The organism is Pseudomonas sp. UMAB-08, from assembly GCF_900095225.1.
Classification (GTDB): domain Bacteria; phylum Pseudomonadota; class Gammaproteobacteria; order Pseudomonadales; family Pseudomonadaceae; genus Aquipseudomonas.
In genome coordinates this window covers 17,086-31,575 of sequence record NZ_LT607424.1, presented here as the reverse complement: position 1 = coordinate 31,575, position 14,490 = coordinate 17,086, and the positions used below count along the sequence as shown (strand labels likewise).

At 58.8% G+C, this 14,490-nt stretch carries 13 protein-coding genes; 5 read left to right on the top strand and 8 right to left on the bottom strand.

Annotated features, from left to right (window positions below):
- Positions 1 to 30: 30 nt before the first annotated feature.
- Together K0F75_RS17825 and algB are read right to left on the bottom strand one after the other, a co-directional pair.
- Entirely contained in the window at positions 31 to 1,818 is a 1,788-nt protein-coding gene (locus K0F75_RS17825) for a KinB sensor domain-containing domain (protein WP_219063282.1), read from the bottom strand.
- Between the two features lie 10 nt (positions 1,819 to 1,828).
- Positions 1,829 to 3,175: a sigma-54-dependent response regulator transcription factor AlgB gene (gene algB, locus K0F75_RS17820; protein WP_219063281.1), complete on the bottom strand. Its 1,347-nt coding sequence runs from the start codon at positions 3,173 to 3,175 to the stop codon at positions 1,829 to 1,831.
- A 229-nt stretch (positions 3,176 to 3,404) separates the two neighbouring features.
- Here algB and K0F75_RS17815 point away from each other — a divergent pair, with 229 nt between their 5' ends.
- The 5 genes from K0F75_RS17815 to K0F75_RS17795 all read left to right on the top strand — a co-directional run bounded on the left by K0F75_RS17815 (position 3,405) and on the right by K0F75_RS17795 (position 8,236).
- On the top strand, positions 3,405 to 4,253 hold the full coding sequence (locus tag K0F75_RS17815) for a BON domain-containing protein (RefSeq protein ID WP_219063280.1): 849 nt from the start codon (positions 3,405 to 3,407) through the stop codon (positions 4,251 to 4,253).
- 208 nt (positions 4,254 to 4,461) lie between these two features.
- Complete coding sequence (locus K0F75_RS17810) at positions 4,462 to 4,743, top strand: hypothetical protein (RefSeq protein WP_219063279.1); 282 nt, start codon at positions 4,462 to 4,464, stop codon at positions 4,741 to 4,743.
- A gap of 61 nt (positions 4,744 to 4,804) precedes the next feature.
- Positions 4,805 to 4,969, top strand: a complete 165-nt coding sequence (locus K0F75_RS17805) for a DUF1328 domain-containing protein (RefSeq protein ID WP_219063278.1) — start codon at positions 4,805 to 4,807, stop codon at positions 4,967 to 4,969.
- A 557-nt stretch (positions 4,970 to 5,526) separates the two neighbouring features.
- Complete coding sequence (gltP, locus tag K0F75_RS17800; RefSeq protein WP_219063277.1) at positions 5,527 to 6,858, top strand: glutamate/aspartate:proton symporter GltP; 1,332 nt, start codon at positions 5,527 to 5,529, stop codon at positions 6,856 to 6,858.
- Positions 6,859 to 6,997: 139 nt separating this feature from the next.
- The gene (locus K0F75_RS17795) at positions 6,998 to 8,236 is read left to right on the top strand and encodes a nucleoside recognition domain-containing protein (protein WP_219063276.1); all 1,239 of its coding nucleotides are present in this window, start codon (positions 6,998 to 7,000) and stop codon (positions 8,234 to 8,236) included.
- Here K0F75_RS17795 and K0F75_RS17790 read toward each other — a convergent pair.
- The 6 genes from K0F75_RS17790 to K0F75_RS17765 form a co-directional block, all read right to left on the bottom strand.
- Positions 8,209 to 8,853, bottom strand: coding sequence for an ABC-type transport auxiliary lipoprotein family protein (locus K0F75_RS17790; protein WP_219063275.1), 645 nt, complete (start codon positions 8,851 to 8,853; stop codon positions 8,209 to 8,211). The genes K0F75_RS17795 and K0F75_RS17790 overlap by 28 nt on opposite strands.
- Positions 8,850 to 9,788 (bottom strand): MlaD family protein, encoded by a 939-nt coding sequence (locus tag K0F75_RS17785; RefSeq protein WP_219063274.1) that lies wholly within the window; start codon positions 9,786 to 9,788, stop codon positions 8,850 to 8,852. Before K0F75_RS17785 ends, K0F75_RS17790 begins: the two co-directional genes overlap by 4 nt.
- Before the next feature lie 2 nt (positions 9,789 to 9,790).
- Complete coding sequence (locus tag K0F75_RS17780) at positions 9,791 to 10,609, bottom strand: ABC transporter ATP-binding protein (protein WP_219063273.1); 819 nt, start codon at positions 10,607 to 10,609, stop codon at positions 9,791 to 9,793.
- Positions 10,610 to 10,616: 7 nt separating this feature from the next.
- Positions 10,617 to 11,747 (bottom strand): ABC transporter permease, encoded by a 1,131-nt coding sequence (locus tag K0F75_RS17775; RefSeq protein WP_257604434.1) that lies wholly within the window; start codon positions 11,745 to 11,747, stop codon positions 10,617 to 10,619.
- An 89-nt stretch (positions 11,748 to 11,836) separates the two neighbouring features.
- A complete protein-coding gene (locus K0F75_RS17770; RefSeq protein ID WP_219063271.1) occupies positions 11,837 to 12,946 on the bottom strand; it encodes a DUF5924 family protein in 1,110 nt (369 codons plus the stop codon).
- A gap of 117 nt (positions 12,947 to 13,063) precedes the next feature.
- Positions 13,064 to 14,449: a pitrilysin family protein gene (locus tag K0F75_RS17765; RefSeq protein WP_219063270.1), complete on the bottom strand. Its 1,386-nt coding sequence runs from the start codon at positions 14,447 to 14,449 to the stop codon at positions 13,064 to 13,066.
- Positions 14,450 to 14,490: the final 41 nt, after the last annotated feature.

Sequence of the window (14,490 nt, the reverse complement as noted above, 5' to 3'; positions counted from 1 at the left end):
GCAACGATGATGAGGCCTGAGACCGCGCACCTAGATCGGCAACGCCATGTAGAACTGAGTGCCCTGCCCGGGTCGCGAATAGACGCCCATCCGGCCACCGTGCAATTGCACGATTTCCTTGCACAGGGCCAGGCCTAACCCTGCCCCGCCTTTCTTGCGCCCGACCTGAACGAAGGGTTCGAAGATCCGCCCTTGTTGCCCATAAGCGATGCCTTCACCGTTGTCCTCGATGCTGACGATCACACGCTCGCCGTGGCGCCGGGCCTGCAAGCGAATCAATCCGTCCTGCGGGGTATGGCGTAGCGCGTTATCCAACAGGTTATCCAGCACACGCTCAAGCTGCGCCTTGTCGGCGTTCAGGCGTGGGAGCGGCTCCTGAATCTCGATCAGCAACGCGATATTCTGCTCGTCGGCTTGTTCGGCGAAGCGTTGGCGCGCGTGTTCGAGCAGGTCGTCGAGGGCGCAGGGGGCGAGGCTGAGTTTTTGCAGGCCATTCTGGTAACGCGAGAAATTCAGTAGATCGTTGATCAACTGCATCAAACGCTGCATTTCTTCATTGACCGTATTAAGCAGGTCGGCTTCACGCGAGTCCGCGGCAAAGTGCACGCGCTCTTGAAGCAAGCCGAACGCCATGTGCATGCCGGTCACGGGGGTGCGCAATTCATGGGACGCGCGCAGCACGAACTCGCTGCGTACCCGCTCGAACGCCCGTTGTTCGGTCACGTCGCGCAGCACCATCACCGCGCCAAGGATATGGCCCTTGGTATGGCTGACGGGCGTCAAACTGTAGGTCAGCAGCCGTGACTCGCCGTCGACCTCAATGGCCAGGTCGTCGGGGACACGATCCAGGCTCCCGCCGCGCAGCGTCAGGTACAGCTGTTCGTCCAGTTCAGGGCGCTGCAAGGCCTCGCCCAACCCTTGACCGAGTCGGTTCTCGTCCCAGCCCAACTGGCGCTGGGCCACTGGATTAAGGTGCTCCAGACGGCCTTGCCGGTCAATCATCAGCAACCCGTCATCGATGCTGTCGAGCACGGCTTGCAGGCGCTGCTGACCCGCGAGCAGCTCATCGATATTCGTCGCCTGATGCTGGCGCAAGGCTTCGGCCATGATCCCGAAACGTCGAGTCAGCAGGTTCATTTCCGCCGCCGAAGAAATCGGCAGCGTGACCTCGAAATTGCCTTTGCCGATATTGTCGGCTGCCTTGGCCAGTGCCTCGATAGGTGCGCCGAAACGCTGGGCAATACCGTGGGCGGTAACAAAACCGATACCCAGGACGGCGATGCCCACCAATCCCAGTAGCGCAGCGATCCAGAGAGCCCTTTCTCGGGCTGTACTCTGGGTTTGATTGATGTTTTCCAGCGCTTGCCTGTGGGCGTCGATCAACCCGTTGCGCAGGACATCGAAACTGTTAGTCAGCGCAACATTGTCGCGCATCTCGGCGGGTTGACGTTGCGACTGCTCGAAATCCTGAATAAACCGCTGATAATCGACGCGCGCCTGAGTAAAACCGTTTTGCAGGTTGTTTTGCGTATCGTTTTCGATGCCTTGGGCCAACAGCGCTTGAAACTGTTGGCGTGCCTGCAAGATGGCAGCTTGATCGGGTTGTCCTTTGAGCATCATGACCAGTTGATCACCAAGGTTCTGGCGCAACTTCAGGCCCAAATCGAGGGTGATGAAGTTTTGCTGAACCAGCGACTCCTGGGCTTTTGCCATCTGCATTACGCTGACGAGCCCGAGCAGCAGTCCCAGCAGCGCGACCGTGATCAACGCTGAGATGCTCAGGAACAACCGGGTACGCAACTTCATCGCGAACTTCATGAGTTGTGATTCATAGCGTGTACTGTTTGCGTTTGCGGTACAGCGTCGAGGCATCGATACCCAAGGTTTTAGCCGCCTGGTCAAGTGTGTCGCTGGTCGCCAGAACGGCGCCGATGTGGGCTTTCTCCAATTCGTCCAGGCTCAGCGCAGCGCCGACCCGTGGAGCATGATTGGTCGGTTGCTCGGCCATCCCCAAATGACTCACCTCTACACGTTCCTGAGGGCAAATGATGCTGGCCCGTTCGACCACGTTCCGCAGCTCCCGAATGTTGCCGGGCCAACGATAATTGAGCAGGGCCGCCCGCGCCTCTTCGCTGAAACAGCGCCCGGGACGGGCGTACTCCTTGACGAAGCGGGCAAGAAACCGGTCTGCGAGGGCCAGAATATCTTCGCTGCGCTCACGCAGTGGCGGCAGATTCAGGGTGATGACGTTCAAGCGATACAGCAGGTCTTCGCGAAAACGGCCATCGCGCACCATGTCTTCAAGGTTGAGGTTGGTTGCCGCCAGAATGCGCACATCGGCGCGGCGCGTGACCGGGTCGCCGACGCGCTCGTACTCCTTGTCCTGGATGAAGCGCAGCAGTTTAGGTTGCAGCGTCAGCGGGAAATCGCCGATCTCGTCGAGGAACAGGGTGCCGCCATCGGCCTGGTTGACCCGGCCCAATGTGCTTTCGCTGGCGCCGGTAAATGCACCACGGCTATGGCCGAACAGCTCGCTTTCCATCAGTTCGGCGGTCAGCGAGGGGCAGTTGATCGTGATGCAGGACTTCTTCGCCCGCTTGCTCCATGCGTGAATCGCACGCGCCAGCTCGCCTTTACCGGTGCCGGACTCGCCGAGAATCAGGATATTCGCATCCGTGTTTGCGACCTGACGCGCGGTTTCCAATACGGCCATCATCGACGGGCTGTGAGAGTCGAGACCGTCCTTTGGCTTGCGCGCTTCGCCTTCCAGCGCTTCAAGCCGCGCGGACAGTTGGCGGATTTCAAGCTGTTTGGCGGTGGCCAGTCGCAGTTGATCCGGGCTGCAAGGTTTTACCAGGTAGTCGGCCGCGCCCGCCTGAATCGCATCGACGGCGGTGTCGACGGCGGAGTGGGCGGTGACGATCACCACGCGCATCCACGGCGCCTGAATGCGCATTTGCGCCAGCACGTCCAGGCCATTGTCTTCGCCCAGGCGCAGGTCCAGGAAGCACAGGTCAAACACCTGGCGCTGAAGCAACGCATCTGCCTGGGCCGCGCTGTTGGCGGTGGCGACGGTATAGCCTTCATCTTCAAGGCAATAGCGAAAGGTGCGAAGGATCGCGGACTCGTCATCCACTAAAAGAATACGGCCTTGATGCTCAGTGGCTGTGTCCATATTCCTACGCTCCTTTACGAATGTTCTTAGTTAGTCCCGGAAAAATCGGGCAAGTTGCATGGTTAATTCTGCTTGATTCGGCGGTCTGCATGGTAGCTATCTGTTACTGATGTCGTCATATGCCTGATTTATATGCGTTTCAACGTCTTAAACGTGCTGGCACGGGGCTTGCGACACTCCGGCGACTGTCGTCACAAACGACCTGCGCAGACATTGATGGAGAATCGTTATGCACCCGCTGAAGAAGATTGCCCTGGCCACCGCTACGGCCGCAGTACTGGGGTTGACCCCGATGTTCGCGCAAGCGGCTCAGGAAGATCTGTCTACTCAGCTGACCCAGGCGCGACAGGAAGGTTCGATCTGGACCGCATTCGCCCTTAACCGCCATTTGAGCCCCTTCAAGATCGACGTCACCGTCGAGAAAGGGACTGCGGTGCTCAAGGGCAAGGTCGAAAATGAGGTCGATCGTGAGTTGGCTGAACAGATAGCGCTCGACACCAAAGGCATAGACAAGGTCGATAACCAGCTGGAGGTAGACCCTGGCGTCGCGGCTGAGCCAGGCACAAAAGCCAGAATCGCTCAGCGCTTTGAAGACGCAACACTCACCGCGACAGTGAAATCCAAACTGCTGTGGAACAGCGTGACCCAGGCGCTGAGTATTCAAGTGGATAGCAAAGACGGGGTGGTCACGCTTAAAGGCCAGGCGCAAAGCGCCGAAGCCAAGGAGCTTGCCGGCAGCCTGGCGAGCAACACCGATGGGGTGACCGAGGTTAATAACCTGATCAGCCTGAGTGCCAGTGACCCGTCGGCAGCCAAGGTCCAGCCTGGCGCGACGAACGCCGGAGAAGTGATCAGCGATCTCTGGATCACCAGCAAGGTTAAATCCAGTTTGATCTACAGCCGCAACCTCGATGGATTGAACATCAAAGTCGATACCAAGGATGGCATGGTCAGCCTGAACGGGGTGGTCGCCAATTACGCCGAAAAACAACTGGCGGTTGAAATCGCGCGGAATATTCGTGGCGTACGCGGCGTCGATGCCGATGCGTTGAAAGTCATCACCCGGACGGCGGGGTAGTTTCATCGTGCATCCTGCACGACGCCAATAGGTCCGTCGTGCAGGATGCTTGCAGGTATGCGACGGTTATTTGTCTAAGCAATTGATATATAAGGTTTTTTAAAGATTAAAAAGCTGGCATGCAGGCTGCACTAGATTACGTAACAACGGCTGAGCAGTGCGCTCGCCCAACAAGATCGAACAGCCACTCAGGTGGAGGAGTTTCAGGATGAACAGCTCGCGTATCGCTCAACTGCGTATTTCGCCTCTGCAGATTCAGCAGGGTTTGTTTGTCAGCCTGGCGCTGCTCGTCACCTTGATTGTCGGGCAACAATTCGAGCGTTGGGACAGTCACCGGAATGTGCATCAGATCAAACAGCCTTTCATGACCGGCAGCGCCTACACCAACGTGAGCGCCGCAGCCCCGAAAGACGTCGCCCTGAGCTTGCAACCGGTCGAGGGTGAAACCCCTGTCAGTGAACGACCTCATCCACAAAGCTGGGTGTTCTAGGCGTGTTGTCCTGGAAGCCTGAAACGTACGCAAGAAAAAACGCAAAGTAAGGAGAATCACCATGTTGAGTTGGGCAATCACGTTCTTGATCATTGCTATCGTCGCTGCCGTATTGGGCTTCGGTGGTATCGCTGGCACCGCTACGGGTATCGCGAAGATTCTCTTTATCGTGTTCCTGGTGCTTTTTGTCGCTTCGTTCTTGTTTGGTCGTCGCGGTCGGGGTTGAAGCGGTTCTTCACACCTGTACGCCGCGACACGGTCAGGGGTCGAATCAGGAGGATGCTGTGACGCAAGTCCGTGATTTTCATTCAGAAATGAATTCCGCGGGCTTGCCGAGCGCTTTGTTTATCGACCACCGATCTAGAAATTCCCAGCAGAAAACTCCCCCGCTTTAATACCGAATTACCTTCGGATTCGTTCATGCCCCGCGTTAGTTCCTTAAATCGCTTTTCGCTACAGGCGACGTTTTAGCCAGCCTTGCGCCGAAAATCGATATTTATCCCCGCCGCATAAATGACCTTGTTCGATCTGAAACCCGGGTTTCATTTGACGTACCTCATGCCGATTCGGCATGAGGTAGGCGTTTACGGCATTAGACGTCACGTCTTGTCCTCGGAATAGTTGCGCCCTTTTTCGCCTGCTAAAGAGCTGGGACGCCCAACTGCGGAAACCTTCTACTGGACAGCCCTTAAGCCATCTTTGTCCTCGATGCGGCCTTCAAAAAAAGCCAAGTCAAATACCTTGATGGGGGATGTCCACGCCACTTGATATAAGGGTAATGACATGAAGAAGGCAAAGCTGAGCCTCGCCTGGCAGATCCTCATCGGTCTGGTTCTGGGGATTGCAATCGGGGCACTGCTCAACCATTTCAGTGCTGAAAAAGCCTGGTGGATCAGCAACGTACTGCAACCCGCGGGTGACATATTCATCCGCCTGATCAAGATGATCGTGATCCCGATTGTGGTGTCTTCACTGATCGTTGGTATCGCGGGTGTGGGTGATGCGAAGAAATTGGGGCGCATCGGCCTCAAAACCATTCTCTATTTCGAAGTCGTCACCACCATCGCCATTCTGGTAGGTCTGGTGTTGGCCAATGTGTTCCATCCGGGCACTGGCATCGACATGAGTACATTGGGCACCGTCGATATCTCCAAGTACCAGCAGACGGCCTCCGAGGTGCGGCACGAGCATGCGTTCATCGAGACCATCCTCAACCTGATCCCGTCGAACATCTTCGCCGCCATCGCGCGCGGTGACATGCTGCCGATCATCTTCTTCTCGGTACTGTTCGGCCTCGGCTTGTCCAGCCTGCAATCTGACCTGCGTGAGCCGCTGGTGAAGATGTTTCAGGGCGTCTCGGAAAGCATGTTCAAAGTCACCCACATGATCATGAGCTACGCCCCGATTGGTGTATTTGCCTTGATCGCAGTCACGGTCGCCAACTTTGGTTTTGCGTCCCTGCTGCCGCTGGCCAAACTGGTGATCCTGGTTTACTTCGCCATCGCCTTTTTTGCCTTCATGGTGCTGGGCCTGATTGCCCGTCTGTTCGGGTTCTCGGTGATCAAGCTGATGCGCATCTTTAAAGATGAGCTGGTACTCGCCTACTCCACCGCCAGCTCCGAGACCGTGCTGCCGCGTGTGATCGAGAAAATGGAAGCCTACGGCGCACCCAAAGCTATTTGCAGCTTCGTGGTGCCGACCGGCTACTCGTTCAATCTTGATGGCTCGACCCTGTATCAGAGCATTGCGGCGATCTTCATTGCTCAGCTTTATGGCATTGACCTGTCGATAGGGCAGCAATTGATGCTGGTCTTGACCCTGATGGTCACGTCCAAAGGGATTGCGGGTGTGCCGGGCGTGTCCTTCGTGGTGTTGCTGGCAACGTTGGGTAGCGCGGGTATTCCGTTGGAAGGTCTGGCCTTTATCGCCGGTGTCGACCGGATCATGGACATGGCCCGCACAGCGCTGAACGTGATTGGCAATGCCCTGGCGGTGTTGGTGATTTCGCGCTGGGAAGGCATGTACGACGATGCCAAGGGCGAGCGCTACTGGAACTCCCTTCCGCACTGGCGCAGCAAAGAGCCGCTGCCAGCGGGTGAAACCGTCATTGACTGATCACTGACGCGCCACACTGACAAAACCCCGGATTTCCGGGGTTTTGTCTTTTTGGCCCTCCCGCCGCAATACGGCCAGCCCCATTTGTTGTTAACCCCTGTCGCCGCTATCATCGCCGCATCTTCTGAGGGACTTACTGATGCTCAATGGCCTATGGCTTGGCTTTTTTGTGGTGGCGGCGGTCTCGGCGCTGGCGCAGTGGCTGATTGGCGGGAATGCCGGGATCTTTGCAGCGATGGTGGAAAGCATCTTCGCCATGGCCAAGTTGTCGGTCGATGTGATGATCCTGCTGTTCGGCACCCTCACCCTCTGGCTCGGGTTTCTGCGCATTGCCGAGAAGGCCGGGATCGTTGATTGGCTGGCCAAAGTCCTGGGTCCGTTGTTTCGTCACCTGATGCCTGACGTCCCGCCCGGTCATCCGGCGCTGGGGCTGATCACCCTCAACTTCGCGGCCAATGGTTTGGGTCTGGACAACGCCGCCACACCTATTGGTCTCAAGGCCATGCGTGCGCTGCAAGAGCTGAACCCCAGCCAGACCACGGCCAGTAACGCGCAGATTCTGTTTCTGGTCCTCAACGCGTCGTCCCTGACCCTGATGCCGGTGACGATCTTCATGTACCGCGCTCAGCAAGGCGCGGTGGACCCGACGCTGGTGTTCCTGCCGATCTTGCTGGCGACCAGTGCCTCGACCCTGGTCGGGCTGTTGTCGGTGGCGTTCATGCAGCGCTTGCGCTTGTGGGACCCTGTGGTGCTTGCGTACCTGATTCCCGGTGCCCTGCTGCTGGGCGGTTTCATGACGCTCCTGGCGGGGCTCTCGGCCACCGCGTTGGCGAGTCTGTCGTCGATCCTCGGTAACCTGACATTGTTTGGCCTGATCATGGTGTTTCTGATCATTGCCGCGTTCAAGAAAGTGAAGGTGTACGAAGCCTTTGTCGAGGGCGCGAAAGAAGGCTTTGATGTCGCCAAGTCGCTCCTGCCGTATCTGGTGGCGATGCTCTGTGCGGTCGGCGTACTACGCGCGTCGGGGGCACTGGATTTCGGTCTTGATGGTATTCGGCATCTGGTGCAATGGGCGGGGCTGGACAGCCGCTTCGTCGATGCCTTGCCCACTGCGCTGGTCAAACCGTTCTCCGGCAGCGCCGCACGCGCGATGCTGATCGAGACAATGCAGACTCAGGGCGTCGACAGCTTCCCGGCGCTGGTGGCCGCGACGATTCAGGGCAGCACTGAAACCACCTTCTATGTGCTGGCGGTCTACTTCGGGTCTGTCGGCATCCAGCGAGCGCGGCATGCGGTGGGTTGCGCGCTGCTGGCGGAACTGGCCGGGGTCATCGCCGCTATCTTCGTCTGCTACTGGTTCTTCGGCGCCATGGCGTAATGCTTTTGACCCTGCTCGAGGGTCCATTGCACCAGTTGCGCCGCCAGCGTGTCGCTGGCCTGACTGAAGCCTGCCACCACCGAAGGCACCTGCTTGTCACTGACCGGTTGGTGTACGTCGAAACGGCGGCTGGCGACGATGCGCTTGTCCTCGCTGACCAGTCGCGCATCCAGGCGGACGACCACGTCGATGACCTGACCATGGTATTCGCTCTGGAACGCCTGTAGCTCGCCGCTCAGTTCAAAGTCCGCCTGCAGGTTGCTGTCATCGGTGCTGAGCGACTGCACGCGGCCATCGCGCGTAAAGGCGTCGAGCAGTCTATTGCGCAGTGCCACCGGGGCCGGATCGCTCCAGCGCGCGCCTTTGTAATTACTGATCAGGTCCCCCTGAGGCACCACGGCGATGCGCGGGCTGTCCAGCGCCTCGCTGGCTCTGGGGCGGGCCACCCGTAGCGACCAGGCAAGCGGTGCTCCGTGGGCGGTTTGCGGTGCTGTTTGCGACGTGGTCAATCGGTACACATCGGACGGTTCAGCTTGCGGCAGGATCGAGCAGGCGCTCGACAGCAGCAATGCCCCGGCAACGGCGAATCGACTGAGTGAATGATGGGCAAGCCTCATGGCTCGAACTCCTTGTTCTTGTCGCGGCCCAGAAGGTAACCGCTCGGATTGGCTTCCAGGCGGCGGGAAATCGACCGGAACGAGGTCAGCGTGTCGCGCAACTCGCGCACGGCCGGGCCTAGTTCGCCGAGTCCTTGCATGCCGCTGTTGAGCGAATCATGGTTATTCTTGAGCAGGTTGCTGATGGTCAGGCTGCTTTGCTCGATGGATTTCATCGCCTGCTCGGCGCTGTTGAACATCTGTTTGCCGTCACTGCTGAGCAAGCCGTTGGCGTTGCGCATCAACAAGGCGGTTTGCTCCAGCGTTGCACTCGCCTGCTTACCGACCTGCGCCAGTTGTTTGAGGGTCTGGCGAATATCATCGCGCTGCTCGGCGATGACGCCGGTGGTTTGTTCCAGATGCTGGAGGGTCCGGCTGAGGCTCTGCACGTTATCGGGCGAGAACATTTGGTTGGCGTTGTGCAGTAATTCATTAACGCCACTCATCAGGTCGCCGGTGTCGTTAAGCAGCCGGGCGATGGGCGATGGCTTGGCGAAAATAACAGGAAGTTTGCCGTCGACGCCCCGCAACACATGGCTTTCTGGCGTGCCGCCACTGAGCTGGATGATCGAGGTGCCCGTAATCCCGGTCAGGGCCAGCTTGGCTTGGGTGTCTTCCTTGATCGGGGTTTCGCCCGCGATGCGGATCCGCGCCAGCACTCGTCGCGGATCCTCGGGGTCCAGGCGCAACTGCACCACGTCGCCGACCTTGATGCCGCTGTATTGCACGCCACTGCCGCTCGACAGGCCCGTCACGGCCTCGTTGAACACAACTTCATACTCTTTGAACTCAGTGTCGACACTGGATTTTGCCAGCCACAGGCTGAACAGCAGCGCTGCGGCGACCACGATGACGGTGAATAAGCCAATCAGCACATGATGGGCACGGGTTTCCATCGTTAGACCTCGTTCTGCTGTGTGGCGGCTGAAAAGGCCGCTCGGCCGCGCGGGCCATGGAAGTACTCATGGATCCAGGCATCGTTTGTGGCGGCGACTTTATCGATTCGATCGACCACTAATACACGTTTTTGCGCCAACACCGCGACCCGATCAGTGATGGTGTAGAGCGTGTCCAGGTCGTGTGTGACCAGAAATACGCTCAGGCCCAACGCGTCGCGCAGGGTCAGGATCAATTGATCGAACGCTGCGGCGCCAATCGGATCGAGACCTGCTGTCGGCTCGTCGAGAAACAAAATGTCCGGGTCCAGAGCCAGGGCCCTGGCCAGCGCGGCACGTTTGATCATGCCGCCAGACAGCGCCGCCGGGTATTTGTGCGCGGCCGACAATGGCAGCCCGGCCAGCGCCAGTTTCACGCTCGCCAAGTGCTCCGCGTCATCACGGCTCAGGCCGGCGTGCTCGATCAATGGCAGCGCAACGTTCTCCGTCACCGTCAGGGAAGAAAACAACGCGCCCTTCTGGAACAGTACGCCGGAACGTCGCTCGAGCAAGGAGCGGTCTTTGTCTGACAGGTGTTGCAGGTCTTGGCCAAATACTCGAATAGTGCCTTCATTCGGTCGCCGCAGCCCGATAATGCTGCGCAGCAGTACGGACTTGCCACTGCCCGAGCCGCCGACCACGGCCAGGATTTCGCCCCGCCGCAAGTCCAGGTCGAGATTCTCATGCACGCTCTGGCTACCGAACCGGTTGCACAGGCCGCGCACCTCAATCACCACTTCGCACGGCGGACTCGGGGTTGGGGTTGCAATAGGGTTTGTCATTGGGGTCTCACCAGCCCATCTCCATGAAGAACAACGCGGCCACGGCATCCAGCACGATGACCACAAAGATCGACTGCACCACGCTGGACGTGGTGTGAGCACCGACTGATTCGGCACTGCCACTGACCTTGAAGCCTTCCAGGCACCCAATGGAGGCGATCAGGAAGGCAAAGAACGGCGCCTTGACCATGCCCACCAGGAAGTGTCGAACGCCAATGTCCGATTGCAGCAGCGAGAGGAACATCGCCGGTGAGATATCCAGCGACACCGCACACACCACGGCACCGCCGATAATCCCGGAGAGCATCGCGAGAAAGGTCAGGATCGGCAGCGAGACCAACAGCGCCAATACCCGAGGGACCACCAGCAGCTCTACGGGGCTCAGACCAAGGGTGCGGATAGCGTCTATTTCCTCGTTGGCCTTCATCGAACCGATTTGCGCGGTGAAGGCACTGGCCGTGCGTCCGGCCATCAGGATCGCGGTCAACAACACGCCGAACTCTCGCAGGAAAGAGAACGCCACCAGATCCACGGTAAAGATGCTGGCGCCGAACTTTTGCAGCACCGTCGCGCCAAGGAACGCCACCACGGCGCCGACCAGGAAGGTCAGCAGCGCCACGATAGGCGCGGCATCGAGGCCGGTCTGCTCGATGTGCGAGATCACCGAGGTCATCCGCCAGCGCTTCGGGCGAAACGAATTCAGCACCAGTGTCTCTAGCACCAGGCCAACAAAACCGAGCAGTTGCAGGGTGTCCAGCCAGATAGCATCCACCGCTCTGCCGATGCGCATGAGCAACTGAATGCCCACCGCCTCTTCCGGCTCTTTGACGGGCACACAGAAATCATGCATTGAGGCCTGAATGGTTTGCAGCAAGGCGCGGCTGGCGGTTGGCAGTTCCGGCGCGTCCACGGCCAGTTGTCCCAGCCGGTCTGCGCCCAGCAATTCCACCAACAATGAAGCGCCTGCGGTGTCGAGGGCGCGCAGAAGCGTCAGGTCGACGGGGGTCGTGGCGTCGTATTGCCCTGACAGTGCGCTCGTCTGCTGCTTGAGGTCATGGTAATGCGCAAGCGTCCAGTCGCCCGAGATCCGCAGGCTCGCCGGGTTGCTCGAGGTGTCGACCAGCGCGCTGCCTGCCAAAGACGGCGCGCTGCCGGACAGAGACGGTGCGCTGTCAGCCAGAGAACGTGCACTGTCAGCCTGAGAGGGTGTGGTCATAAGCTCCGAGCTTAGTAGGTTTGCCCTGGATTGGATTGCGCTGGATCATCGGCCGAGGGTTTTATACCCACAGGGTCGCCAGCCGAGTGCGTGACAGGTGCCTGGTCTGTGTCTGTGACGAGAAACCGCAGCACACCGATCATCTGACCATCCTCGGTCAGCACCCTCACCTGCCAGCGCCCGGTGGGGTCGGCCGGGAAATTCTGTTTGCGGGTCCAGGCGCGGTAGCCTTCCTTGCGCCCGCCGTGGATGTCCAGGGCGATTCGATCGACCTCTTTACCGTTGTGTCGCCAGACATGGTAAATCCGTTCGTCCAGCCCGCGCGGGGCATTGATTGCGGTGTAGGCATACAACCCGCTGTTGCGCACCTGGCGGGCGCTAACCACTTTCAGGCTTTCGCCCGGCGTCCGGTTCTGGTTGTCAAAATCAGTGCTGACCGCGACTTCAGTCAGCCACAAGGTCGCCGGGGGTACCCACGAACGCAGGAACCAGCCTGCACCGCCGATGGCCAGCGTCACCGCCAGCAATATCAGGCCGCGTCGCCAATGGTTGATCGGGAAGCTCGACGCCAGGCTGGGAAATGACAGCAGCATGGCGATACCCAATGACAGCTTGTAACTCTCGGCAGTGGTCAGGTGCAAAATGATCGGCAGCGCGGTGAGCAGCGCGGCGAACAAGGTCAGTGTGTGCAGCGCAAGAAACAACCAGCGCTTGGGCGCCAGCCATTTGTAATACAGCGGGTCAGTGATCGAAATCAGTGCTGCCGCGCCGAGAAGACTGGTGAACACCAGTTGGCCGCTGTTCCAGGTGGTGGTGATGAAGAAAAACGGCAAGACGAAAAACAGACTTTCCTGGTGGATCATCTGAGTGCCGTAGCGCAACAGCGGCGGTGGAATTTCGCGTTTGAAGATTTTGGTGAACAGCTTCATCACGCTGTTCTCGAACATCAGCCACAGCCAGCTGACCAGCATGATGACCGCAATCCAGGTGGCCAGGGCTTCTTGACGATCGACCAGAATGAAGCTGCTGATACCCGACGCAAAACCGAAGAGCGCAATCAATCCTGGATAGCGCTTCATCAAATCCAGTATTCGCGTTACGTAACGGTTCCAGTCAGGCATTCGGCAGTTCACTGTGTATGTAGGAAAAATCCTCGACAGGATACCAATGCTGTCAGGTCAGCGGTCATCCCCGTGCAGGCTATGTGAAAACTCCAGGCTCAATCCCCGTGAGCAAACTCATTCGCGAGCGCGGACCGCCCGGTATCGCCACAACAACAGTAACAGTGCACACAACGCGAGGATCCCCGCCATCACCCCATACAACCCGTTGTAACCCAGCAACGGTTTTTCCACACGGAGATAGCCCGGCTGCGCGAGCAATTGACGCATCGCCCGATTGGCGGTGTCGAGGCTGACGGCCCTGATCTGCCGCGCGGGATCGGTCAGGTGCCCGTCCTCGTAGTCGTTCAACGATCCCCAATAGTAATCGGCCAGCGCGCTATTACCCTGAGCCGCCCACGCCTGCTTGTCGATGGCAGCCTGTTGCAGGCGGGCGAAGGTCGCGGGGTCGAGCCCGTTTTTTTGCAGGTGCTCGCTCAACTCACGCATCACGCGCTCTGCCTGATCGACATCATCACGGCCAAGGTCCGCGTTCAGGCTGAGAAAACCGGTGTCGCCGAAGACTTCCCGTTCGCTCCAGGGGCCGTAAGACAGGCTGTGCTCGAGCCGCAACTGGCGGTAGAGCGACCAATCCAGATAGCTTTTGACCAACTCCCAGGTTTCATCGTGCTGCTGTTCAAGCTGCGGCTCAGGGAAGAACCAGTGCAGCCGCGCACCCTCACCCACCCAGCCTTTGATCAGGCTGCGTTCGGTTTCTGCGGTATGGCTGATGTGCGCAAGCGGGATGTGTTCGCTCGGTTCGGCTGCGATGAGTTGGCCATAGGTCCGCACCAGATAGGCCGGCAGGAGCCGGTCCAGATCGCCGACGACAATCAGTGTCATGTTATTCGCGGCGTACCAACTGCTGCGGACTTTTTCGACCTGCTTGAGGGTCAGCGATTCGACGTCGGGTCGTTCGGCGCATTTGAGGCCTAATTCGACTGCCAGTTGTTTACTGGCGTTGTGACCGAGGTCTTGATGATCGAGCCAGCGTTGCAGGTGCGAGTAATGGCCGCCGTCCTCGCGCTCGACGATACGTTTGGCGATGTTCAGGGCATTTTCATCGATGCGACTGCGGGTCAACACGGCCATCAGCAGATCAAGCACCTTGCGCTGGTTTCTCGCGGGCGCTTCGATCACAAAGGTCGTGTCGGCGCTGCTGGTGAAGGCGTTCCACTCGCCGCCCAAGGCCTGCATGCGCTCCTCAAGCCCCCCTTCCCCTTGATCATCGATGCCGCTGAACAAAAGATGTTCGAGCAGGTGCGGTAATTCCTTGTTGGCGCAATTGAAATCATCGAAGCCAATACCGACGACCAGTCGAATGGCGACATGGCCCTTTTCATTGCCCGGTTTGAGCAGTAATTGCAGGCCATTGGGCAGGTCATAGCCTTCGACTTGATAGCGGTCGAAAGCTATTGACGGGCTGGCAGTCAGAAGCAGGCAAACAAACAGCAGACAACGCATAAAACGAGCTTCCTTGCGGGCCGGTATGTTTAACAGACTTC

Bases quoted from the DNA above. Each gene is read 5' to 3' on its own strand.
- K0F75_RS17825 (WP_219063282.1), bottom strand. From the start codon at position 1,818: ATGAAGTTCGCGATGAAGTTGCGTACCCGGTTGTTCCTGAGCATCTCA.
- algB (WP_219063281.1), bottom strand. From the start codon at position 3,175: ATGGACACAGCCACTGAGCATCAAGGCCGTATTCTTTTAGTGGATGAC.
- K0F75_RS17815 (WP_219063280.1), top strand. From the start codon at position 3,405: ATGCACCCGCTGAAGAAGATTGCCCTGGCCACCGCTACGGCCGCAGTA.
- K0F75_RS17810 (WP_219063279.1), top strand. From the start codon at position 4,462: ATGAACAGCTCGCGTATCGCTCAACTGCGTATTTCGCCTCTGCAGATT.
- K0F75_RS17805 (WP_219063278.1), top strand. From the start codon at position 4,805: ATGTTGAGTTGGGCAATCACGTTCTTGATCATTGCTATCGTCGCTGCC.
- gltP (WP_219063277.1), top strand. From the start codon at position 5,527: ATGAAGAAGGCAAAGCTGAGCCTCGCCTGGCAGATCCTCATCGGTCTG.
- K0F75_RS17795 (WP_219063276.1), top strand. From the start codon at position 6,998: ATGCTCAATGGCCTATGGCTTGGCTTTTTTGTGGTGGCGGCGGTCTCG.
- K0F75_RS17790 (WP_219063275.1), bottom strand. From the start codon at position 8,853: ATGAGGCTTGCCCATCATTCACTCAGTCGATTCGCCGTTGCCGGGGCA.
- K0F75_RS17785 (WP_219063274.1), bottom strand. From the start codon at position 9,788: ATGGAAACCCGTGCCCATCATGTGCTGATTGGCTTATTCACCGTCATC.
- K0F75_RS17780 (WP_219063273.1), bottom strand. From the start codon at position 10,609: ATGACAAACCCTATTGCAACCCCAACCCCGAGTCCGCCGTGCGAAGTG.
- K0F75_RS17770 (WP_219063271.1), bottom strand. From the start codon at position 12,946: ATGCCTGACTGGAACCGTTACGTAACGCGAATACTGGATTTGATGAAG.
- K0F75_RS17765 (WP_219063270.1), bottom strand. From the start codon at position 14,449: ATGCGTTGTCTGCTGTTTGTTTGCCTGCTTCTGACTGCCAGCCCGTCA.